The organism is Pseudoxanthomonas putridarboris (assembly GCF_038321125.1).
Taxonomy (GTDB): domain Bacteria; phylum Pseudomonadota; class Gammaproteobacteria; order Xanthomonadales; family Xanthomonadaceae; genus Pseudoxanthomonas_A; species Pseudoxanthomonas_A putridarboris.
On sequence record NZ_JBBWWT010000002.1, the window covers coordinates 168,048 to 189,794 of the forward strand.

Consider the following 21,747-nt stretch of genomic DNA (forward strand, 5'->3'; position numbering starts at 1 on the left):
CGTGGGAGCGACGTCAGTCGCGACTGCACGCCGGTGGCGGCTCAAGAGGCAGGATGCCGGGCACGTCGCAGTGGGTTCTGGTGGCGCAAACCGATCTTCCGCAGACGCCTGTGGTCGCGCGGTCGCGACTGACGTCGCTCCCACAAGGGCCAAGGGCTACCAGTCGATGTGGCCGGTCACCACCGTGCGCACGTGGCCGCCGGACCAGACATTGCCTTCGGCGTCCACGCGCAGTTGCAGGCGGGCGTCGTGGCCGACTTCGCGGCCCTGGCTGACGGTATAGCGGTCGCGGCCGCCGGGCAGGGCGTCGCGCGATTTCAGCCACGCGGCCAGGGTGGCGTTGGCCGCGCCGGAGGCGGCGTCCTCGAACGCGGCCGGCGCGCCGACGAAGGCGCGCACGGCCAGGTCGTAGGAGGGGTCCTCGGCGCGCGCGTACGCGCAAACGCCCATGCTGTCGGTGTTTTTCGCCAGCGCCGCGATCGCGATCCAGTCCGGCGTGGCCGCGCGCAGCGTGGCCTCGTCGCTGACTTCCGCCAGCCACCAGCGGCGGCCGCCATCGACCAGCGCAGGCGGAAGATCGCCGGGTGGCAGGCCGTTCAACGCATCGCGCAGGGACGTGTCCGCGGCGGGGTCGCCGACTTCCACCACGTTCGCGCGCGGCGTGCGCACGGCGATCGTGCGCGTGGCGCCGTCGCCCTCCACCTGCAACGGCAGCAGGCCGGCGATGCCTTCCTGCACCAGCAGGCCGTCGCGTGGCGAGGCGAGGCCGGCCTCCAGCACCACATGCGCAGTGCCCACGCTGGGGTGGCCGGCGAATGGCACTTCGCGGCGCGGGCTGAAGATGCGGATGGCGTAGCTGGCCTCCGGCCGGGTGGCCGGGAACACGAAGGTGGTCTCCGGCAGGCGCGTCCAGCGGGCGATGGCCTGCATGGCGGCATCGTCCAGGCCGTCGGCGTCCAGCACCACGGCGAGTGGGTTGCCGGCACCGGGCCGGTCGGCGAACACGTCCAGTTGGACGTAGCGTCTGGAAGTCATGGCGGGGATTCGGGTGGGGGCCGCGCAGCTTACCAAGTCAGGCTGCCGCGGATGACCGGTTGCACCTGCCCGCCGATCCACACTTCGCCCTCGGACAGGTTGGTCCAGCCCGCGATGGCCTGCATGGCCGCGCCATCCAGACCCTCGGCGTCCAGCACCACGCCCAGCGCATTGCCGGCGCCGGGGCGGTCGGCGAAGACATCCACTTGCAGGTAGCGGCGAGGGGTCATGCAAGGCCTCCGGGGCAGGCGCGGAGGCCATTCCGGGGAAGGGCTTCGGCTAGAATCGAGGGTTCACGCCCGAAGGGTTCGGGCATCCTGCCCATTCTATCCATGCCTTCCGCCTCCCCCGCATCTGATCGTTGGATCGTCCTCAAGTTCGGCGGCACCTCGGTGTCGCGTCGCCACCGTTGGGACACGATCGGCCGGTTGGCGAAACAACGGGCGGACGAGAACGGCGCGCGCGTGCTGGTGGTGGTGTCGGCGCTGTCCGGCGTCACCAACGAGTTGACCGCGATCGCCGACGGCGCCGCCGATAGCGCCGAGCGCGTGGCGAAACTGGAGCAACGCCACCGCGAGTTCCTCGCCGAACTGGAACTGGATGCCGACGCGGTGCTGGGCGAACGCCTGGCCGTGCTGCGCAACCTGCTGGTCGATCCACGCGTGGCGAGCCGCGCACTGGACTGGCAGGCGGAGGTGCTGGGCCAGGGCGAACTGCTGTCGTCCACGCTGGGCGCGGCCTACCTGCGCGCGCAGGGCCTGGATTTCGGCTGGGTGGACGCGCGGCACTGGCTGCAGGCCAGTATCCTGCCCAACCAGAACGCCTGGGCGCAGCGGCTGTCGGTTTCGTGCAACACCGCGCCGGACCAGGACTGGCGCCGCGCGTTCGCCGAGCAGCCCAACGGCCTGCTGCTGACGCAGGGCTTCATCTCGCGCCACGCCGACGGCGGCACCGCCATCCTCGGTCGCGGCGGCTCGGATACCTCCGCGGCGTACTTCGGTGCGCTGCTGGGCGCGCAGCGGGTGGAAATCTGGACCGACGTGCCGGGCATGTTCAGCGCCAACCCGCGCGAAGTGCCGGACGCGCGCCTGCTGACGCGGCTGGACTATTACGAAGCGCAGGAAATCGCCACCACCGGCGCCAAGGTGCTGCATCCCCGTTCCATCAAGCCGTGCCGCGATGCCGGCGTGGCGATGGCGATCCTGGACACCGAGCGTCCCGACCTGCCGGGCACCAGCATCGATGGCAACGCGCGGACGGTGCCGGGCGTGAAGGCGATCAGCCGCCGCAACGGCATCGTGCTGGTGTCGATGGAAGGCATCGGCATGTGGCAGCAGGTGGGCTTCCTGGCCGACGTGTTCGCGCGCTTCAAGAAGCACGGCCTGTCGGTGGACCTGATCGGTTCGTCGGAGACCAACGTCACCGTGTCGCTGGACCCCAGCGAGAACCTGGTCAACACCGACGTGCTGGCCGCGCTGTCGGCCGACCTGGCGGAAATCTGCCGGGTCAAGGTGATCGCGCCGTGCACCGCCATCACCCTGGTCGGCCGCGGCATGCGTTCGCTGCTGCACAAGCTGTCGGACGTATGGGCGATGTTCGGCCGCGAGCGCGTGCACCTGATCTCGCAATCGTCCAACGACCTCAACCTGACCTTCGTCATCGACGAGGCCGATGCCGATGGCCTGCTGCCGGTGCTGCACGCCGCGCTGATCGAAAGCGACGCGATGCCGGTGGAGGAGACCAGCGTGTTCGGCCCGCGCTGGCGCGAGATCGTCGGCGGCGTGCGCCGCCGCGGCACGCCGTGGTGGCGGGCGCGGGGCGAACGCGATGCCCTGCTGTCGCTGGCGCGGGCGGGGACGCCGCGTTATGTCTACCACCTGGCCACTGTGCAGGCGCGCGCGCGCGCGCTGGCCGCGATCCCGGCCATCGACCGCCGCTTCTACGCGATCAAGGCCAACTCGCACCCCGCGCTGTTGAACGCCATCGTGGCGGAAGGCTTCGGGTTGGAGTGCGTGTCGCAGGGCGAACTGGAGCGCGTGTTCGCCGCCGTGCCGGCGCTGCCGGTGCAGAACGTGCTGTTCACCCCCAGCTTCGCGCCGCGCGGCGAGTATGCGTTCGCGCTGGATAAGGGCGTCACCGTCACCCTGGACAACGTCGAGGCGCTGAAGCACTGGCCCGAACTGTTCCGCGGCCGCGAACTGTGGCTGCGCGTTGACCTGGGGCGCGGCGACGGCCACCACGACAAGGTCAAGACCGGCGGCAAGACGTCCAAGTTCGGCCTGCCGTTGTCGCGCGTGGAGGAGTTCCTGGCCGAAGCGCGCGCGCTGGACATCCGCATCGTCGGCCTGCACGCGCACCTGGGCAGCGGCGTGGAAACCGCACAGCACTGGCGCCAGGTGTTCGACGAGCTGGGCGGCATCGCCGAGCAGATCGGCACCATCCAGAGCATCGACATCGGCGGCGGCCTGCCGATTCCGTACACCGAGGACGACGAGCCGTTCGACCTGGAGGCATGGTCCGCCGGCCTGGCCGAGATCAAGGCCGCATACCCCGGCTACCAGTTGGTAATCGAACCCGGCCGTTACCTGGTGGCCGAATCCGGCGTGCTGCTCACCCACGTGACGCAGGTGGTGGAAAAGCAGGGCATCCGCCGCGTCGGCGCCGATGCCGGCATGAACGCGCTGATGCGGCCGGCGCTGTACGACGCCTGGCACGACGTCGCCAACCTGACGCGACTGGACGATACGGCCGAAGACGTCTTCGACGTGGTCGGCCCGATCTGCGAATCCAGCGACGTGTTCGGCAAGCGCCGGCGCCTGCCCGCTGCGACCGCCGAAGGCGACGTGCTGCTGCTCGCCGATGCGGGCGCCTACGGCTATTCGATGGCCAATACCTACAACCTGCGCGAACTGCCGGCAGAGGACGTCATCGGCGGGGATGGGAACGATGGCGCCGCGCGCTGAATTCGTGCTGGTCAGCGCGTTGCTGGCGGCGCTGCTGCTGGTGGTGGCGTTCGTCACCGTCGTCAGCGGCTGGCAGCGATTGCCGCAGGGCGACGGACTGGGCAATGCACTGAAGTTCGCACCCGTGTCGGCCCTGGCCGCCGGGTTGGCGGCGTGGCTGGCGTCGGCATGGCATCGCCGGGCGCAGCGCGCCGGGCGCCGCTGGAAGGCGGGCGGTCTTGCACTGCGCACGCTGCTGATCGCCTTCCTGCTGTTTCCGTTGCTGCTGGCGGGCTGGGTGCTGGCGGCCACGGCGGCCGATCAGTGGATGACGGCACAGCCCGAGCCCTGGCGGGATGCGCTGGCCTGGTTGCCGGTGATCGTCTTCTACGGTTCCGCTTTCGCCGTCGTGTACGGCGCGGTACCTGCCTTCCTCCTCGAATATTTCGCCTGCCGCCGCTACCTGCGCCGGCAGGCGGGCACCACCACGGGTCAACCATGAGCCTTTTCGACAAAACCACCATCCGTTCCTTCCGCTTCGTCCGCTGTTCGTTCGATGCGGAAAGCGGCGTTGCGCGACTGGTGTATGCCTTCGACGACGGCCCCGAACTGACCGAGACCGTCACTATCCCCGGGGCGCCGTTCGCATTGGACGCCGCCCGCGCGGAAGCGGTGGAGCGTGCGCTGCGCCTGCTGCACCTGATCACCGGCGTCAGCTACTACAAGGCGGCCGTGCCCAGCGAGATCCGCATCGACGGCTACGCCATCGATTCGGCCACGGCGGTGTTGATGGAGCAGGTGTACGTGCACGGCCTGGGCGAGTTCGCCTACCGCAACGGACTGAGCCTGCATGGCCGCGTGCGCTTCCCTGCAGGAGGGGCTTCAGCCCCGACCGGCCTGGCAGACGAAGACAAAAGTGTCGGGGCTGGTTTTCAACAGCCGAATGGCTGGTCAACCCCTCCTACAGGAGCGATTGCGGTGGGCCTGCGCGAACACGCGCTGGTCGCCATCGGCGGCGGCAAGGATTCGCTGGTCAGCATCGAGGCGCTCCGCAATGCGGGCATCGAACAGACCGTGACCTGGATCGGCGGTTCGCAGTTGATCGCCGCCTGCGCCGCGCGTACCGGCCTGCCCACGCTCAACATCGGCCGCGCGCTGGCGCCGGAGCTGTTCGAGTACAACCGCCAGGGCGCATGGAACGGGCACATCCCGGTCACCGCGATCAATTCGGCGATCATGGTGCTGGCCGCGTTGTTGCAGGGCGTGGACCAGGTGGTGTTCTCCAACGAGCGCTCGGCCAGCTACGGCAGCATGATCCCGGGCACCGGCGAGGTGAACCACCAGTGGTCGAAGGGCTGGGCGTTCGAGCAGGCCTTCGGCGAGTACGTGCAGTCGCATGTCGCCGCGGACCTGAAGTACTACTCGCTGCTGCGCCCGCTATCGGAGCTGGCGGTGGCGCGGCAGTTCGCGCGCACCGACCATTACGACGCGCATTTCTCCAGTTGCAACCGCAATTTCCACTTGCTGGGCGAGCGTCCCACCAACCGCTGGTGCGGCGTGTGCCCGAAATGCCATTTCGTGTTCCTGGCGCTGGCGCCGTTCATGCCCAAGCCGCGGCTGGTGGGCATCTTCGGCCGCAACCTGCTGGACGATGCCGGCCAGGTGGGCGGGTTCGACGCGCTGCTGGAATATCAGGACCACAAGCCGTTCGAATGCGTGGGCGAAGGCCAGGAGTCGCGTGCGGCGATGGCCGCGCTGGGCGACCGGCCGGAGTGGCGCGAGGACGCGATCGTGGCTCGCTTCAATCGCGAGATCCGCCCGCAGCTGGAAGCCGCCGAACTGGCTGTGGCGCCGCTGCTGGACATCGGTGGCGAGCACCGCATCCCGGCCGCGCTGTGGGAGCGCCTGCGTGCGAATTTCGCAGCTTGACGGTCGTCGCGCGGCGCTGTGGGGCTGGGGCCGCGAAGGACGGACGGCCTATCAGGCGATCCGCGCGCGGCTGCCGCGGCTCGCGCTGACGCTGTTCTGCAATCCCGAGGAGGCCGCCGAGGCATTGGCCTTGGGCGATGCGGCGCTGGAGGTGGAAACGCAGCCCACGGCCGAACGTCTCGCCGCCTTCGAGGTCGTCGTCAAATCGCCGGGCATCAGTCCGAACAAGTCGGAGGCCCTGGCCGCCGCCGCGCGGGGCACGCGCTTCATCGGCGGCACCTCGCTGTGGTTCGCCGAGCATGCCGGCGCGGACGGGGTCGTGCCGCATGCGATCTGCGTGACCGGCACCAAGGGCAAGAGCACGACGACCTCCCTGCTGGCCCACCTGCTGCGCGCGGCCGGCCATCGCACCGCGCTGGCGGGCAATATCGGCCTGCCGCTGCTGGAGGTGTTGGACCCCGTGCCCGCGCCGGATTACTGGGCCATCGAGCTATCCAGCTACCAGACCGGCGATGTCGCCACCAGCGGCGCGCGGCCGGCCATCGCCGTGGTGCTGAACCTGTTTCCGGAGCACCTGGACTGGCACGGCAGCGAGGCGCGCTACATCGAGGACAAGCTGGCGCTGGTCACGCGGGCTCGCCCGCGCATCGCGGTGTTGAACGCCGCCGATCCGCGGCTGGCGGCGCTGGACCTGCCGGACAGCGAGGTGCGCTGGTTCAACCGCGCCGATGGTTGGCACCTGCGCAACGACGATCTGTACCGCGGCGACACGTTCGTGATGGATACGCGTCCGCTGCCCCTGCCGGGCCGGCACAACCGCGGCAACCTGTGCGCGGTGCTGGCGGCGCTGGAAGCGGCCGGCATCGAGGCGCTGCCGCTGGCGTCGGCCGCCCGCACATTCCGTCCGTTGCCGAACCGGCTGCAGGCGCTGGGAACGCGCGACGGCATCACCTACGTCAACGACTCGATCAGCACCACGCCGCATGCCACGCTGGCCGCGCTGGAGTGCTTCGCGGGGCAGCGCATCGCCTTGCTGGTGGGTGGACACGACCGCGGGGTGGACTGGGTCGGGTTCGCCGAACGGATGCGGACGTCGGCGCCTGCCGCGATCGTCACGATGGGCGCCAACGGCCCGCGCATCCACGCGTTGCTGGAGGCGGTCGCGCAAGACGCGGGAGTCGCATTGGCGGCCGCGGATACGTTGCCGCAGGCATTGGCGCAGGCACAGGCATTGCTGGACGGACAGGGCGTGGTGCTGTTGTCGCCCGGCGCGCCCAGTTTCGGCCAGTACCGCGACTACGTCGCCCGGGGCCGTCATTTCGCCGAGTTGGCAGGATTCGATCCGGACAGCATTTCCGCGATCGCGGGGCTCGGGATCGCCTGAGCGCCATCGCATGGCGGCGGCGGGGGCACGTGGCTTGGTAGCGACCGCGTGAAGCGGCCGGGCGCCGCATTCCTCTGGATCGGATCGCTTGCCTGAAAGCACGCCGTTACCAATGGGTCCGCAGGCGGCGGCGTACACTTGGCAGTGTCTTTTCACCGAAGAGGAGAACCCCGCATGCGCAGGACCTCGTGTTTGTCGTTGCTGTTGGCGGCGCTATGGGCGCCCTCCGCCCTGGCCGCCCCCAAGGCCGAGCCCATCGAATGGACGATCGGGCAGGACACGTTCGCCGGCTACCTGGTCTACGACGATGCGGCGAAGCAACCGCGTCCCGGCCTGGTGATGGTGCCGAACTGGCAGGGGGTCAATGAATCAGCGCTGGCGAAGGCACGCCAGGTGGCGGGCGACGACTATGTGGTGCTGGTGGCGGACGTGTACGGCAAGATGATCCGTCCGAAGAACGACGCCGAAGCCGGGCCGGTCGCGACCGCTTTGCGCGAGGACCGCCCCACGTTGCGCGCGCGTATCCGGAAGGCGGTCGAAGTACTGAAGCAGCAACCGCCTTCTCTGGTCGATGCGTCGCGGATCGGCGCCTTCGGTTTCTGTTTCGGTGGCAGCACGGTGCTTGAGCTGGCGCGCGGGGGCGATGCGCTGGCCGGCATCGTCAGCCTGCATGGCGGCCTGGCCACCGACCTGCCCGCCGAGGGCGCGGTGGAGTCGCCGGTGCTGGTGCTCAACGGCGCCGACGACAGCTACGTCAGCGCGGCGGAAATCGCGGCTTTCGAGGACGAGATGAAGGGCGCCGGCGCCGACTGGCAGTTCGTCAATTTCAGCGGCGCCGTGCACTGCTTCGCCGAATCCGACGCCAACAATCCGCCGGGCTGCGTCTACCACGAGCGCTCGGCCAAGCGTGCCTACCGGATGATGGCGGACTTCTTCCGCGAGCGGTTCGCACCGTAGACGGAATCTTCGGCGCGGCGGTCTTCTCCGCGCCGGCACGAAAAGCATCGCGCCCATGGGGCGCTCCTACAGACACAAACCTTGTGGGAGCGCCCCATGGGCGCGATGCTCTTGTTCCCTCATGCCGCCGCGCAGCATCGCGGGTATGGCCCGCATCCTGCGGTGCCGTGCCCGCCGCCTGCGATCAATGCTTGCGTTCCACCGCGTAGCGGGCCAACCCGCGCAGGGCCGCCAGGGCATCGCTCTCGGGCAGGCCGTCCAGGGCGCGTTCGGCGGCGGCGGCGTATTCGTGGGCGCGGCGCTGGCTGTAGGCCAGGCCGCCGGTGGCCTGGATCGCGGACAGCACTTCCGGCATGGCGGCGCCATCGCCCTGCTGGACGATCTCGCGCAGGCGGGCGGTGGTGGCGGCGTCCGAATGGCGGATCGCATGGATCAGCGGCAGGGTGGCCTTGCCTTCGGCCAGGTCGTCGCCCAGGTTCTTGCCCAGGTCGGCGGCGTCGGCGGTGTAATCCAGCACATCGTCGGCGATCTGGAAGGCGTAGCCCAGGTGCATGCCGTAGTCGTAGAGCTTCCGCTGCGTGGCCGCGTCCGCGCCCGACGCCAGCGCACCCAACTGGGTACCGGCGGCGAACAGCACCGCGGTCTTGCGTTCGATGACGCGCAGGTAGGCCGCTTCGTCCGTGTCCGGGTTGTGCACGTGCAGCAACTGCAGCACTTCGCCTTCGGCGATGCGGTTGGTGGTGTCGGCCAGCAGGCGCATCACGTCCATGCGGTCCAGTTCCACCATCAGCTGGAAACTGCGCGAATACAGGAAATCGCCGACCAGCACGCTGGGCGCGTTGCCCCATAGCGCATTGGCGGTGCTGCGGCCACGGCGCAGGTCGGATTCGTCCACCACGTCGTCGTGCAGCAGGGTGGAGGTATGGATGAACTCGACGATCGCCGCCAGTTGGTGGTGGTCGGCGCGGACCGGACCGCAGGCCTGTCCCGCCAGCACCACCAGCATCGGCCGCAGGCGCTTGCCGCCGGCGGAGACGATGTGGTCGGCGATCTGGTTGATCAGCACCACATCGGAGGCCAGCCGGGCGCGGATCAGGGCGTCCACGGCGGCCATGTCGGCCCGGGCGAGCGACTGGATGCCGGCCAGGGCGAGGGCGGGGCGGGGGGATTCGACGGCGGACATGCGGATCGCGGCAGTAGGGTCGCGAAATTATAGGGGTTCGGGCGGTGTTTTCTGACATCGGGCCGGGGTTCGCGCCGATGGCCGCCGGCGCGAAGGTATACTCCACTGGTCTATGCCCGCGCGTGGCGGGTGTTTCTGAATGGAATAACGATATGGCCCGTGGCATCAACAAAGTCATCCTGGTCGGCAACCTCGGCAACGACCCGGAAACCCGCTACACGCAGGGCGGCATGGCGATCACCCGGATCAGCCTGGCCACCACCAGCGTGCGCAAGGACAAGGACGGCAACCAGCAGGAGCGCACCGAGTGGCACCGCGTGGTGTTCTTCGGCAAATTGGGCGAGATCGCCGGCGAATATCTGCGCAAGGGCAGCTCGGTCTACGTGGAAGGCTCGCTGCGCTACGACAAGTACACCGGCCAAGACGGCGTGGAGAAGTACTCCACCGACATCATCGCCGACGAGATGCAGATGCTGGGCGGCCGTGGCGAGGGCGGTGGCGGTGGTGGCGAGCGCGCGGCGCGCCCGCCGCGCCAGGACTACGGCGCGTCTTCCGGCAACGCCCCGCGTCGCCAGGCCCCGGCCCCGCAGCAGGCGCCAGTGGACGATTTCGCGGACGACGACATTCCGTTCTGATCGTTGCGCCAAACCTGAAGAAATCGCCTGGACATGGAGCTCAATGTGCCGACCTGGCTCATCACTGGCGGCGCCGGTTTCATTGGGGGCAATTTCGTGCTGCGCGCCGTCGCGCAGGGCATTCGCGTCATCAACCTGGACGCCCTGACGTACGCGGGCAACCTGGATACGCTGGCGTCCATCCGGGAAAATTCGCTGCACGTGTTCGTGCACGGCGATATCGGCGACCGCGTGTTGGTGGCGCGCCTGCTGGCCGAGCACCGGCCGGAAGCGGTGGTGAACTTCGCGGCCGAGAGCCATGTGGACCGTTCCATCGACGGTCCCGCGGCCTTCATCAAGACGAATGTCGTCGGCACGCTGGGGTTGCTCGAATCGGTGCGCGACTACTGGAAGACACTGGAGGGCGAGCGTCGCGAGGCCTTCCGCTTCCTGCATGTCTCGACCGACGAGGTCTACGGCTCGCTGGGCGATACCGGCAAGTTCACCGAAGCCACGCCTTACGCGCCGAACTCGCCCTATTCCGCTTCCAAGGCGGCCTCGGACCACCTGGTGCGGGCATTTCACCACACCTACGGCCTGCCGGTGCTGACCACCCATTGCTCCAACAACTACGGCCCGTACCATTTCCCGGAAAAGCTCATCCCGCTGGTCATCGCGCGGGCGCTGTCCGGTGAGCCGCTACCGGTCTATGGCGACGGCAAGAACGTGCGCGACTGGCTGTTCGTCGGCGATCATTGCCAGGCGATCCGCACGGTGCTGCAGAAGGGACGCGTTGGCGAAACCTACAACATCGGCGGCAACGCCGAGAAGCAGAACCTGGAAGTCGTGCACGCGATCTGCGCGTTGCTGGACCAGCGCCGTCCGCGCGAGGACGGCAAGCCGCGCGCCAGCCAGATCACCTTCGTCGCGGATCGGCCCGGCCATGATCGCCGCTACGCCATCGATGCCTCCAAGCTTCGGGACGAACTGGGCTGGGAGCCGGAGTACACTTTCGAGCGGGGCATCGCCGAGACCGTCGATTGGTACTTGGCCAATCAGGGCTGGGTGAAGCGGGTGCTGGACGGCAGCTACCGCCTGGAACGCATGGGCATGTCCGCCTGATGCAAAGGACTGACCACAGATGACGACACGCAAGGGCATCATCCTGGCCGGCGGTTCCGGTACCCGCCTGTATCCCATCACGCAGGCCATCAGCAAGCAGCTGCTGCCGGTCTACGACAAGCCGATGATCTATTACCCGCTCAGCGTACTGATGCTGGCGGGAATACGCGAAGTGCTGGTGATCAATACGCCCCACGAACAGGCCCTGTTCAAGACGCTGCTGGGGGACGGTTCGCAGTGGGGCATGCGGATCGAATACGCCGTGCAACCCAGTCCTGATGGTCTTGCGCAGGCTTACCTGATCGGCCGCGAATTCATCGCGGGCAAACCGAGTTGCCTGGTGCTGGGAGACAACATCTTCCATGGGCACGGATTCAGCGAGATGCTGCATCGTGCCGATTCGCGCACGGAAGGCGCGACGGTATTCGGCTATTGGGTAAGCGATCCTGGACGGTATGGGGTGGTCGAGTTCGACGCGGGCGGCCAAGTCCTCGGCATCGAGGAAAAACCGGCCAAGCCGCGATCGAACTACGCCGTGACAGGGCTTTATTTCTACGATGGCAACGCGAGCGACTATGCCGCCGAAATCAAGCCTTCCGCACGCGGCGAGCTGGAGATAACGGATCTCAATCGCCGCTATCTCGATTCCGGGTCCCTGCACATCGAGGCGCTGGGCCGCGGCCACGCCTGGCTGGACACGGGCACATACCAGTCGTTGCTGGAGGCTTCCAATTTCATCGGCACGATCGAGGCCCGGCAGGGCCTGCGTATCTGTTGCCCGGAGGAGGTCGCCTTCGGCAATGGCTGGATCGATGCCGCCCAGCTCGAGAAGCTGGCCGCGCCGCTGGCCAGGAACGGCTACGGGCAATACCTGCTCTCGTTGGCGGCACGTGGCGTCGTGCGATGAAGGTCATCGAAACCAGCCTGCCGGGGTGCAGGGTCATCGAGCCCACGGTGTTCGGCGATGACCGGGGTTTCTTCTTCGAGGCATGGAATGCCGAACGCCATGGGCGGCATGGCTTGCCTACCCGGTTCGTGCAGAGCAACGTGTCGTCGTCGGCACGCGGCGTGCTGCGTGGACTGCATTACCAGTGGCCCAATCCGCAGGGCAAGCTGGTCAGCGTACTGGAAGGCGAGGTGTACGACGTCGCCGTCGATATCCGCCAGGGTTCGCCCCGTTTCGGTCAATGGGCCGCCGTTGTGCTGAGCGCCGGGAACAAGCGCCAGTTGTGGATTCCGGAAGGCTTTGCCCACGGCTTCGCCGTGCTGTCCGAGCGCGCGGTGTTCAGCTATCTCTGCACTGCCGTCTACGACAAGACGGCCGATGCGAGCGTGCGCTGGGACGATCCGGCCATCGGCATCGACTGGCCGGTCAGCGCGCCTCTTCTGTCGCCGAAAGACGAAGCCGCTCCGCGATTGGCGGACATCGCGTCCGACCGGTTGCCGATCTTCACGGCATGAAGATCCTCCTGCTGGGCGCCAATGGCCAGGTGGGCCATGAACTCCGTCGCAGTCTTGCGTCGTTGGGCGAGGTCGTCGCGACCATGCGTTCCGGTGGACTGCCGGACGGCAGTGTTTGCGAGGTCGCCGATTTCGACCGACCGGATACGCTGGGTGCGCTGGTCGATCGCATCGGTCCCGCCATCGTGGTCAATGCGGCCGCCTATACCGCGGTCGACAAGGCCGAGGACGATGCGGACGCCGCGTTCCGCGCCAATGCGACGGCGCCTGGCGTGTTGGCCGCGGCATGCGTCGCACACGGCATTCCGTTGGTGCATTACTCCACCGACTACGTCTTCGATGGTCGGGGTACGCGTCCTTATCGCGAGGACGATCCCACCGCGCCGCTGGGTGTGTACGGCGCCAGCAAGCTGGCGGGGGAAGACGCCATCCGTGCGGCGGGAGGCGATCACCTGATCCTGCGCACGGCCTGGGTGTACGGCGCGCACGGCCATAACTTCCTGCGCACGATGCTGCGGCTGGGCGCCGAACGCGACGAATTGCGGGTGGTGGCCGATCAGGTCGGCACTCCCACTCCGGCGTACCTGATCGCGGATGCGACGGCCGCGTTGCTGGCGAGAGAGGATCGGCCGGAGGGCACGTTTCATCTCACGGCGCTGGGGGAAACCAGCTGGCATGGCTTCGCCGAATCCATATTCGCGGGAGCGGTCGCACATGGGCTGCTGCATCGCGCACCGCGCGTGATGCCCATCACGACGCTGGAATATCCTACGCGCGCCGCGCGTCCAGCCTATTCCATGCTGGACGTCGAGCGCTTGCGGAAGCTTCTCCCTTGGCCGATTCCAGACTGGCAGACAGGCTTGGAACGTGTGCTCGACGGCATGCCGCACTGATCGGGGAGAAGGCTTCTCGCGGAGATGCGGGCACCCAGCTTGCGTCAGCTCTCCAATCCCGTTCATCATTTGCCATGAGCCGCAGGGTGGCGGCAAGTCAAGGGGATGGAAATGAGCAAGCTGGGGGCTTGGGTGCTGATCGCCTGTCTGGCGATCCTGCCGACGGGAGCGATGGCGCAGGTCGATGTTTCTGCGTTCATTCGCAAGGACAAGTTCGAAACCATCAAGATTTCGCCCAAGGGCGATTATCTGGCGGCCACGGTGCCGCTGGAGGATCGCACGGTGCTGGCGATCATGCGGCGCTCGGACAACAAGCTGACCGGAACGTTCGCACTGAGCAAGAATTCGCATGTGGACGATTTCTGGTGGGTAAATCCGGAGCGTGTCCTCATCGCCGTGGCGGAAAAGTTCGGCCAGCTGGATCAACCGCTCTTGACGGGCGAACTGTACGCAGTGAATGCGGATGGCGGACAGGCCACGATTCTGGTGGGATACCGCGTCGACACACAGTCGGTGGGCACCAACATCCAGCAGAAGAAATCGGAGCGGATCTGGGCCGAATTGGTGGATACGCTGCCTGACGACGACAGGAATGTCGTGGTCTCCATTCAGCCCTGGGGGGTGGACACCTATACGCGTGCGGAGCGCATGGACGTGTATACGGGGCGTCGTACGCAATTGGCCCGGGCCCCCGTGCGCAACGCCAGCTTCATTGCCGACAACAAGGGGGTAGTCCGATTCGCACATGGCGCGGGCAGCGATAATGTCAACAAGCTGTTCTACCGCGAGGGCGATGGTAAGGAGTGGCAACTCATCAATGATGAAGCAGTCACGGATCGGGTTGAGTATCCGTTGGGATTCAATCACGATCAGACTGTTGCCTATCTTCAGATCCAACAGTCCCAAGGTCCGGATTCGGTTGTCGCGTGGAGTCTTGCCAACGGGGAGCGGAAAGAAGCTCTTCGCAACGAGAACGTAAACCCGGGCAGGTTTCTCTACTCGCAGGGGGAGAGCGTGGATCTCGTGGGCGCCATCTTCTGGGATGGCAGGCCCCGTACCCAGTTCATGGATGCAGAAAGCCCGGAAGCGCGCCTCTATAGAAGCTTGGAAGCGGCCTTCCCCGACGATGCCGTGTTCGTGACTTCCACTACCCAAGATGGAAAGCTGGCGCTGGTACAGGCTGCATCGGACAGGAATCCCGGTGACTTCTACCTGTTCGATACCCAGGCAAAGAAGGTTGATTACCTGTTGAGCCGGAGGGACTGGCTGGACCCCGACAACATGGCGCCGATGAAGCCCATCCAGCTGAAAGCGCGCGACGGCATGACGCTGCACGGTTTCCTGACGACCCCGAAGGCAAGCAGCGGCAAGAACCTGCCCATGATCGTGCTGCCACATGGTGGCCCCTACCAGATCCGTGACACTTGGGGGTTCCACGTCGAGCCGCAGATGCTGGCCGCAGCCGGCTACGCGGTGCTGCAGGTGAATTTCCGCGGCTCGCCCGGATACGGTCGAGCCTTCAAGCAGGCTGGCGCTCGCGAGTGGGGCGGCAAGATGCAGGACGACTTGACCGACTCCACGCGTTGGGCCATCGAGCAGGGGATCGCGGCAAAAGATCGAATTTGCATTTATGGCGCCAGCTATGGCGCCTACGCGGCGTTGATGGGAGTAGCGAAGGAGCGGGATCTCTACAAGTGCGCGATCGGTTATATCGGCGTATATGACCTGCCTATGCTTCATACCGCAGGCGATCTGCGTAAAGGTTCCAGTCGCACATACGTCCGCGATTGGATCGGTGAACGCAATGAGATTTCAGCCGTTTCCCCCACCAATATGGCCGACCGCATCAACGTACCGGTTTTCCTGGCGGCAGGCGGCGAGGATGAGCGTGCGCCCATCGCCCACAGCGAGTTGATGGAGCGCAGGCTCAAGGCCGCGGGCGTCCCGGTGGAAACGCTCTATTACAAGACCGAAGGCCACGGTTTCTACAAGGAAGAACATGAGCGTGAGTACTACACCAGGCTGCTGGCGTTCTTGAATCGCCATCTCGGCGGTGCCACGGCAAAGTAACTTGCCGGAATCAGAACGGCGCCGATAGGCGCCGTTCTCTTGTGATGCGGACGCGAGGCGATCACCTCACGCCATGCATCATCCGTTTCAGCAACGGCGTCGCGAGCAGCGCCAGCAAAGCGCAGCCCAGCCCGATCCACATCATCAGCCAGAACAGGTCGGCATACTTGCTGGCGGCATCCGCCATGTCCAGCATCTGGCCTTCCGGGATTTCGATGGCGGCGAGTTTGCCGAACAACGCCGCCAGCGCTTCGGAGAACGCGGTGGCCAGGAACCAGGTGCCCATCATCAGGCCGACCACGCGCGGTACCGACAGTTGGGTGACGGCGGACAGTCCCACGGGCGCCAGGCACATCTCGCCGATTTCCAGGATCAGGTACGCCAGCACCAGCCACCATACGCTCGCCATCTGGCCGGTTTCGCCGGCGTATTGGGCCGCGATGGCCAGCGGTACGAACGAGAGGCCGGCAAAGGCGAGCCCCAGCGCGGACTTGAAGGGTTTGGACGGATCGCGGCCGCGGCGTCCCAGGCTGGCCCACAGCCAGGCGAAGACAGGAGCCAGCACCACCAGGAACAACGGGCCGAGGTAGGTCAGCGAACCCGCGGTCTGCGGCAGCACCACCGAGTCCCGCACCATAAGAACCAGCATCAACAACGCGACCGCAACGAAGAGGGCGCGCGGCATGCCCGAGTGCGGATCGCGGTCGGACATGCGTGCCGCGACCACGAACGACAACGGTGCCAGCAGCAGCGACCACATCGACCAAGGCGCCTGCGACAGGAACAGCCGGGCGTTCGCCGGCAGGCTGTCGGACCACACCACCACCGATGGTGGCTGGACCAGGGTGGGGAACAGGTCCTTGGTCAGCAGGCGGTCGGTGAACATCACCCACGAGCCGTAGGTCTGCTCGTACAGGGTGAAGAATGCCAGGCACATGAAGATCATCGCCATCAGCGCCAGCATCTGCCGCCGTTGTACCGGCGTGCACTGCGTGGCGAGGAACCAGCCGAGCCATGCCAGCACTGCCAGCAACACCGCCAGCATCAGCACCAGCGCCAGCGATACTTCGCCGCCGAGCGCGAACGCACCGTTGGCGGCCGCCCACATCAGCCACGCCAGCGGCGGTACGCCGGCAAGAGCGGCCAGGTAGATCCATCCTTCGCGCGGCAGGCCCAGCACGCGCTCGCGCAGCGATTCCGGCGCATTCGGTTCGGCATGGCCGTGCAGGTATTTCTGTCCCCACAGGAACATCGCCAGGCCCAGCAGCATGCCGATGCCCGCCGCGCCGAAGCCGTATTTCCACCCCAGCGTCTCGCCCAGGTAGCCGCAGACCAGCGATGCGAACAGCGCGCCCAGGTTGATGCCGGCGTAGAACAGGCTGAAGCCGCCATCCCGGCGCGGGTCGTCGGGCGGATACAGGCGGCCGACGAGGGTGGAGATGTTGGGCTTCAGGAAGCCCACGCCGATGATGATCAGCGCCAGCGACAGATAGGTGGCGCGCAGCGCGCCCTCGTCGCGCACGACGATGCCGCCCTCGGAAACCGCCGCCGTGCCTTCGAAGGCCATCCCGGCGTGGCCCAGCACCAGCAGCACGCCGCCGAACACGACCGCCTTGCGCATGCCCAGCCAGCGGTCCGCCAGCATGCCGCCGATCACCGGGACACAATAGACCAGGCCGCCGTATGCGCCCAGCAGGTCGTAGCCGGCGTCGTCGCCGAACAGGTGGTACTTGGTCAGGTAAAGCAGCAGCAGCGCCTTCATCCCGTAGAAGGAGAAGCGCTCCCACATCTCGGTGAAGAAGCAGACATAGACGCCCTTGGGGTGGCCCAGGAAGTCGTCGCCACCGGTGGCGGCAAGGGCGGGGTGGGACAAGGGCGGCTCCGGCGGGAAAAGCGGCCCGAGTATAGCGGTGGACCCGCCGGCCGCCGCGCCACGGCTGGACTTGCCCGGGTCCAGACGCTAGCTTGTCCGCTTTACGCCTTCCGGGAACGCCCAATGACCTCGCAGGGGACTCCGCAGCTCACTTTCCGCGCCGTCGTGCTGGCCATCATCCTGGCGATGGTGCTGTCGGCCGCCAATGCCTACCTGGGCCTGTTCGCCGGCCTGACCGTGGCCACCGCCATCCCGGCGGCGGTCGTCTCCATGGGCGTGCTGCGCCTGCTGGGGGGCGGCACGATCCTGGAGAACAACATCGTGCAGACCGGCGCTTCGGCCGGTTCCTCGATCGCCGCGGGCGTCATCTTCACCATCCCGGCGTTGATCATCCTGGGCTACTGGCAGGACTTCCGCTATTCGTGGGTGCTCGCCATCGCCGGCCTGGGCGGCCTGCTGGGCGTGCTGTTCTCGGTGCCGCTGCGCCGCACGATGATCGTCGAGGACCCGCTGCCGTTCCCCGAAGGCAAGGCGGCGGCCGAGGTGCTCAAGGCCGGCGACAATCCCGGCCGGGGCCTGAAGATCCTCGGCATCTCCGCGGCGATCGGCGGTCTGGTGAAGCTGGCGTCCGACAGCGGATTGCGCCTGATCCCGGATACCTGGGCGCAGGCGGGCTTCTTCGCCAACGGCAAGGGGTTGGCCTACCTCGGCACCAACCTGTCGCCGGCGCTGCTCGGCGTCGGCTACATCGTCGGCCTCAACATCGGCATCGTGGTGCTGTCGGGTGCGGTGCTGTCGTGGCACATCGCGATCCCGCTGTACAACGCGTTCTTCCTCGACAGCGACCCGGCGCTCGCCGCACAGGTCGTGGGGGCCGGCGCGGAGGGCACCGCGTTCGCCATCTGGTCGGCGAAGATCCGTTACCTCGGCGTCGGTGCGATGCTGATCGGCGGCGTCTGGACGCTGTTCTCGCTGCGCAAGTCGCTGGTCTCGGGCATACGCAGCGGCATTGCCGCGGCGCGCAAGGGCTCCGACCACGTGGTGGCGGACACCGAGCGCGACCTGCCGATGAAGTGGATGCTGATCGCTCTGGTGCTGTTCGTGATCCCGCTCCTGGGGCTGTACCAGACGATCGTCGGCCAGTGGCACGTCAGCGTGCCGATGACGATCATCATGATCGTGGCCGGCTTCCTGTTCGTATCGGTGTCGGCCTATCTCGCAGGCCTGGTGGGTTCGTCCAACAACCCGGTGTCCGGCATCACCATCGCCACCATCCTGTTCGCCTCGGTGGTGCTGATGTTCCTGCTGGGCCGCGATTCGCCCATCGGCGCGGTGGCGGCGATCATGATCGGCGCCGTGGTGTGCTGCGCGGCGGCGGTCGGCGGCGACAACCTGCAGGACCTCAAGGCGGGCTACATCGTCGGCGCCACGCCCTGGAAGCAACAGCTGATGCTGGGCATCGGCGCGTTCTCGTGCGCGCTGATCATGGCGCCGGTGCTGAACCTGCTGGCGCAGGCCTACGGCATCGGCCCGCCGACGGCCGCTCACCCCAACCCGTTGTCCGCGCCGCAGGCCACGCTGATGGCGTCGGTGGCGCAGGGCATGTTCGGCGGCAAGTTGCCGTGGGGCATGATCGGACTGGGTGCCGTCGTCGGTGCGGCGATCATCGCCATCGACGAATGGCTGAAGGCGCGGGGCGCGAAATTCCGCGTGCCCGTGCTGGCGGCGGCCATCGGCATCTACCTTCCCCTGGAATTGATGGTCCCGATCTTCGTGGGCGGCCTGCTGGCGCATCTGGTCGAGCGCTGGCACAAGGTGGTGAACGCGGACGACGAGACGAAGGAGCGCGTGCACCGCCCCGGCGTATTGTTCGCCGCCGGGCTGATCACCGGCGAGGCACTGATGGGCATCGCGATCGCGGTGCCGATCTGGGCGACGGAGAATCGCGAGGTCCTCGCGTTGCCGGAAAGCTGGCATTTCAATCAGTGGGTGGGTCTGGTCGTGCTGGCGCTGGTGGGCGGGTACATCTACCGCACGGGCAAGAAAGGCAATCCCGAGACGTCCGCCACCTGATGCCTCTCGCCGGTGCTGCACACGCAGCACCGGCACATGCCGCATGGCCTTTGCGCCGCGGCGCGATTAGCGCCTAACATCGGGGCTTTCCCGTTGCCGGAGCCCCGGATGAAGCTGAAGTCCGCCCTGTTGCCCCTCTGCCTGCTGGCCGCGCTGCCGGCCCTGGCCGCCGCCCGCGGCTTCGACGTCCGCGACCTGGCCACGCTGGACCGCGTGTCCTCGCCCGTGCTGGCCCCCGACGGCCGTGCCGTCGTCTTCGCCAAGCGGCAGATGGATGCCGGGGTGACCAAGGCCACCACCAGCCTGTGGGTGCGCAACCTGCTGACGCGCGACATGGCTCCGCCGAAGCGGCTGACGCCCGAAGGCTGGAACGTCAACTCGCCTTCGTTCTCACCGGATGGAAGCACCGTCTATTTCCTCAGCGCCAAGTCCGGCACGCAGCAGCTGTACGCGTTGCCCGTGGCTGGCGGCGCGCCGAAGCAGTTGACCGCCTTCGCGCTGGACGTGGCCAGCTACAAGCTCTCGCCCGACGGCAAGCGCGTGCTGTTCAGCACCGACACGTTCGCCGAGTGCAAGGCGGACTTCGCCTGCACCAGGAAGAAGCTCGACGACACCGCCGCGAAGAAGAGCACGGGCGTGGTGTACGAGGGCCTGTTCGTGCGCCATTGGGACACGTGGGCCGATGGCCGCCGCAGCCGGCTGTTCGTGGCCGCGTTGCCCGAAGGCAAGGCCAGGCCGGTCGCGGCCGCCACCTCGCTGACCGAGGCGCTGGATGGCGACGTGCCGTCCAAGCCGTTCGGCGGCGCCGACGAATACACGTGGTCGCCGGATGGCGCGTCCGTCGTGGCCGCGATCCGCGTGGCCGGCAAGGGCGAGGCGTGGTCCACCAACTTCGACCTGTACCAGCTCGCCGCCGACGGCAGTGCCGCGCCGGTCAACCTGACCGCGGCCAATCCGGCCTGGGACACCGGCCCGGTGTTCAGCGCCGATGGCAACACGCTGTACTACCGCGCGATGAAGCGCCCGGGCTTCGAGGCCGACCGCTTCGGCCTGATGGCGCTGGACCTGGCCACGAAGCAGGTGCGCGAGATCGCGCCGCAGTGGGACCGCTCGGCGGAAGGCATCGTGTTGTCGCAGGACGGCGGCACGATCTACACCACCGCGCAGGACGTGGGGCAGCATCCGCTGTTCGCCGTGGACGCCGCCAGCGGCGAGGTGAGGCAGGTGGTGGGCGAGGGCAGCGTCTCCTCCTTCGAGATCGCCGGCGACACGCTGGCCTTCACCCGCAATACGCTGAAGAGCGGCGACCAGCTGTTCGTCACCAGCACGTCGGGCGCGCCGCTGCGCGCCCTCACGCCCAGCGCCCAGGAAATGCTCGAGGACGTGCGGTTCGGCGACTACGAGCAGTTCGCCTTCAAGGGCTGGAACAACGAGACCGTGCACGGCTACGTGGTCAAGCCGCACGATTACGTGGAAGGCGGGAAGTATCCCGTCGCGTTCCTGATCCACGGCGGCCCGCAGGGCAGCTTCGGCGATGGCTGGAGCTACCGCTGGAATCCGCAGACCTATGCGGGCCAGGGCTACGCCGTGGTGATGATCGACTTCCACGGTTCCACCGGCTACGGGCAGGAGTTCACCGATTCGATCAGCGGCGACTGGGGCGGCAAGCCCCTCGAGGACCTGCAGAAGGGCTGGGCCGCGGCGCAGCAGAAGTACGCCTTCCTCGACGGCGACAAGGCCTGCGCGCTGGGCGCCAGCTACGGCGGCTACATGGTCAACTGGATCGCTGGCAACTGGTTCGACAAGGGCGGCAACTCGCCGTGGAAGTGCCTGGTGAACCACGACGGCGTGTTCGACACCCGCTCGATGGGCTACGTGACCGAGGAACTGTGGTTCACCGAATGGGAGAACGGTGGCACGCCGTACGACGTGCCGAAGAACTACGAGAAGTTCAACCCGGTCAACCACGTCGCCATGTGGCGCGTGCCGATGCTGGTGGTGCAGGGCGAGAAGGACTACCGCGTGCCGGTGGACCAGGGCCTGTCCACCTTCACCGCGCTGCAGCGCAAGGGCATCGAATCCAGGCTGCTGTACTTCCCCGACGAGAACCACTGGGTGCTGAAGCCGCAGAACAGCATCCTGTGGCACGACACCGTCAACGCCTGGCTCAAGCAGCACATCGGTCGTTGATCCCATCGCGGAAGGGCCGGC

General features: G+C 67.3%; 17 protein-coding genes. 13 read left to right on the top strand and 4 right to left on the bottom strand.

Annotated elements, in window-relative coordinates; all coding sequences use genetic code 11:
- Window positions 1-156 precede the first annotated feature (156 nt).
- Together AAD027_RS04865 and AAD027_RS04870 are read right to left on the bottom strand one after the other, a co-directional pair.
- Window positions 157-1,035, bottom strand: coding sequence for a PhzF family phenazine biosynthesis protein (locus AAD027_RS04865; RefSeq protein WP_341724896.1), 879 nt, complete (start codon window positions 1,033-1,035; stop codon window positions 157-159).
- 29 nt (window positions 1,036-1,064) lie between these two features.
- Complete coding sequence (locus AAD027_RS04870) at window positions 1,065-1,265, bottom strand: PhzF family phenazine biosynthesis protein (protein ID WP_425605394.1); 201 nt, start codon at window positions 1,263-1,265, stop codon at window positions 1,065-1,067.
- A 102-nt stretch (window positions 1,266-1,367) separates the two neighbouring features.
- On the opposite strand from AAD027_RS04870, the gene AAD027_RS04875 reads away from it, so the two are divergent.
- From AAD027_RS04875 to AAD027_RS04895, 5 genes are all read left to right on the top strand, one after another.
- Window positions 1,368-3,998: a bifunctional aspartate kinase/diaminopimelate decarboxylase gene (locus AAD027_RS04875; protein WP_341724897.1), complete on the top strand. Its 2,631-nt coding sequence runs from the start codon at window positions 1,368-1,370 to the stop codon at window positions 3,996-3,998.
- Complete coding sequence (locus tag AAD027_RS04880; RefSeq protein WP_341724898.1) at window positions 3,982-4,479, top strand: hypothetical protein; 498 nt, start codon at window positions 3,982-3,984, stop codon at window positions 4,477-4,479. The genes AAD027_RS04875 and AAD027_RS04880 overlap by 17 nt, the downstream gene beginning before the upstream one ends.
- On the top strand, window positions 4,476-5,906 hold the full coding sequence (gene murL, locus AAD027_RS04885) for a UDP-N-acetyl-alpha-D-muramoyl-L-alanyl-L-glutamate epimerase (RefSeq protein ID WP_341724899.1): 1,431 nt from the start codon (window positions 4,476-4,478) through the stop codon (window positions 5,904-5,906). The genes AAD027_RS04880 and murL overlap by 4 nt, the downstream gene beginning before the upstream one ends.
- Window positions 5,887-7,290 (top strand): UDP-N-acetylmuramoyl-L-alanine--D-glutamate ligase, encoded by a 1,404-nt coding sequence (gene murD / locus AAD027_RS04890; protein WP_341724900.1) that lies wholly within the window; start codon window positions 5,887-5,889, stop codon window positions 7,288-7,290. The genes murL and murD overlap by 20 nt, the downstream gene beginning before the upstream one ends.
- A 174-nt stretch (window positions 7,291-7,464) precedes the next feature.
- Entirely contained in the window at window positions 7,465-8,247 is a 783-nt protein-coding gene (locus AAD027_RS04895; RefSeq protein ID WP_341724901.1) for a dienelactone hydrolase family protein, read from the top strand.
- Window positions 8,248-8,431: 184 nt separating this feature from the next.
- Here the strand turns inward: AAD027_RS04895 and AAD027_RS04900 are convergent, their stop codons facing one another.
- Entirely contained in the window at window positions 8,432-9,430 is a 999-nt protein-coding gene (locus tag AAD027_RS04900; protein WP_341724902.1) for a polyprenyl synthetase family protein, read from the bottom strand.
- Between the two features lie 152 nt (window positions 9,431-9,582).
- Here AAD027_RS04900 and AAD027_RS04905 point away from each other — a divergent pair, with 152 nt between their 5' ends.
- The 6 genes from AAD027_RS04905 to AAD027_RS04930 all read left to right on the top strand — a co-directional run bounded on the left by AAD027_RS04905 (window position 9,583) and on the right by AAD027_RS04930 (window position 15,590).
- On the top strand, window positions 9,583-10,065 hold the full coding sequence (locus tag AAD027_RS04905) for a single-stranded DNA-binding protein (RefSeq protein ID WP_341724903.1): 483 nt from the start codon (window positions 9,583-9,585) through the stop codon (window positions 10,063-10,065).
- Between the two features lie 45 nt (window positions 10,066-10,110).
- Window positions 10,111-11,166, top strand: a complete 1,056-nt coding sequence (rfbB, locus tag AAD027_RS04910) for a dTDP-glucose 4,6-dehydratase (RefSeq protein ID WP_341724904.1) — start codon at window positions 10,111-10,113, stop codon at window positions 11,164-11,166.
- A gap of 19 nt (window positions 11,167-11,185) precedes the next feature.
- Window positions 11,186-12,073 carry a glucose-1-phosphate thymidylyltransferase RfbA gene (gene rfbA / locus AAD027_RS04915; protein WP_341724905.1) on the top strand — a complete coding sequence of 296 codons (888 nt, stop codon included), beginning with the start codon at window positions 11,186-11,188 and terminating at the stop codon, window positions 12,071-12,073.
- Window positions 12,070-12,627 carry a dTDP-4-dehydrorhamnose 3,5-epimerase gene (gene rfbC, locus AAD027_RS04920; protein ID WP_341724906.1) on the top strand — a complete coding sequence of 186 codons (558 nt, stop codon included), beginning with the start codon at window positions 12,070-12,072 and terminating at the stop codon, window positions 12,625-12,627. The genes rfbA and rfbC overlap by 4 nt, the downstream gene beginning before the upstream one ends.
- The gene (gene rfbD / locus AAD027_RS04925) at window positions 12,624-13,520 is read left to right on the top strand and encodes a dTDP-4-dehydrorhamnose reductase (RefSeq protein ID WP_341724907.1); all 897 of its coding nucleotides are present in this window, start codon (window positions 12,624-12,626) and stop codon (window positions 13,518-13,520) included. The genes rfbC and rfbD overlap by 4 nt, the downstream gene beginning before the upstream one ends.
- 111 nt (window positions 13,521-13,631) lie before the next feature.
- Window positions 13,632-15,590, top strand: a complete 1,959-nt coding sequence (locus AAD027_RS04930) for an alpha/beta hydrolase family protein (RefSeq protein WP_341724908.1) — start codon at window positions 13,632-13,634, stop codon at window positions 15,588-15,590.
- A gap of 61 nt (window positions 15,591-15,651) precedes the next feature.
- Here the strand turns inward: AAD027_RS04930 and AAD027_RS04935 are convergent, their stop codons facing one another.
- Complete coding sequence (locus AAD027_RS04935; protein ID WP_341724909.1) at window positions 15,652-17,463, bottom strand: peptide MFS transporter; 1,812 nt, start codon at window positions 17,461-17,463, stop codon at window positions 15,652-15,654.
- A gap of 123 nt (window positions 17,464-17,586) precedes the next feature.
- Between AAD027_RS04935 and AAD027_RS04940 the strand changes: the two genes are divergently transcribed.
- Window positions 17,587-19,536 (top strand): OPT family oligopeptide transporter, encoded by a 1,950-nt coding sequence (locus AAD027_RS04940; protein ID WP_341724910.1) that lies wholly within the window; start codon window positions 17,587-17,589, stop codon window positions 19,534-19,536.
- Between the two features lie 108 nt (window positions 19,537-19,644).
- On the top strand, window positions 19,645-21,726 hold the full coding sequence (locus AAD027_RS04945; RefSeq protein WP_341724911.1) for a S9 family peptidase: 2,082 nt from the start codon (window positions 19,645-19,647) through the stop codon (window positions 21,724-21,726).
- The last annotated feature ends 21 nt before the right edge of the window (window positions 21,727-21,747 follow it).

What these genes read in the sequence shown, in the direction of transcription:
- AAD027_RS04880 (WP_341724898.1), top strand. Translation starts at nt 3,982, where the DNA reads ATGGCGCCGCGCGCTGAATTCGTGCTGGTCAGCGCGTTGCTGGCGGCG.
- AAD027_RS04940 (WP_341724910.1), top strand. Translation starts at nt 17,587, where the DNA reads ATGACCTCGCAGGGGACTCCGCAGCTCACTTTCCGCGCCGTCGTGCTG.
- AAD027_RS04945 (WP_341724911.1), top strand. Translation starts at nt 19,645, where the DNA reads ATGAAGCTGAAGTCCGCCCTGTTGCCCCTCTGCCTGCTGGCCGCGCTG.
- AAD027_RS04930 (WP_341724908.1), top strand. Translation starts at nt 13,632, where the DNA reads ATGAGCAAGCTGGGGGCTTGGGTGCTGATCGCCTGTCTGGCGATCCTG.
- rfbD (WP_341724907.1), top strand. Translation starts at nt 12,624, where the DNA reads ATGAAGATCCTCCTGCTGGGCGCCAATGGCCAGGTGGGCCATGAACTC.
- AAD027_RS04900 (WP_341724902.1), bottom strand. Translation starts at nt 9,430, where the DNA reads ATGTCCGCCGTCGAATCCCCCCGCCCCGCCCTCGCCCTGGCCGGCATC.
- AAD027_RS04895 (WP_341724901.1), top strand. Translation starts at nt 7,465, where the DNA reads ATGCGCAGGACCTCGTGTTTGTCGTTGCTGTTGGCGGCGCTATGGGCG.
- rfbC (WP_341724906.1), top strand. Translation starts at nt 12,070, where the DNA reads ATGAAGGTCATCGAAACCAGCCTGCCGGGGTGCAGGGTCATCGAGCCC.
- murL (WP_341724899.1), top strand. Translation starts at nt 4,476, where the DNA reads ATGAGCCTTTTCGACAAAACCACCATCCGTTCCTTCCGCTTCGTCCGC.
- rfbA (WP_341724905.1), top strand. Translation starts at nt 11,186, where the DNA reads ATGACGACACGCAAGGGCATCATCCTGGCCGGCGGTTCCGGTACCCGC.
- AAD027_RS04905 (WP_341724903.1), top strand. Translation starts at nt 9,583, where the DNA reads ATGGCCCGTGGCATCAACAAAGTCATCCTGGTCGGCAACCTCGGCAAC.
- AAD027_RS04870 (WP_425605394.1), bottom strand. Translation starts at nt 1,265, where the DNA reads ATGACCCCTCGCCGCTACCTGCAAGTGGATGTCTTCGCCGACCGCCCC.
- AAD027_RS04865 (WP_341724896.1), bottom strand. Translation starts at nt 1,035, where the DNA reads ATGACTTCCAGACGCTACGTCCAACTGGACGTGTTCGCCGACCGGCCC.
- AAD027_RS04875 (WP_341724897.1), top strand. Translation starts at nt 1,368, where the DNA reads ATGCCTTCCGCCTCCCCCGCATCTGATCGTTGGATCGTCCTCAAGTTC.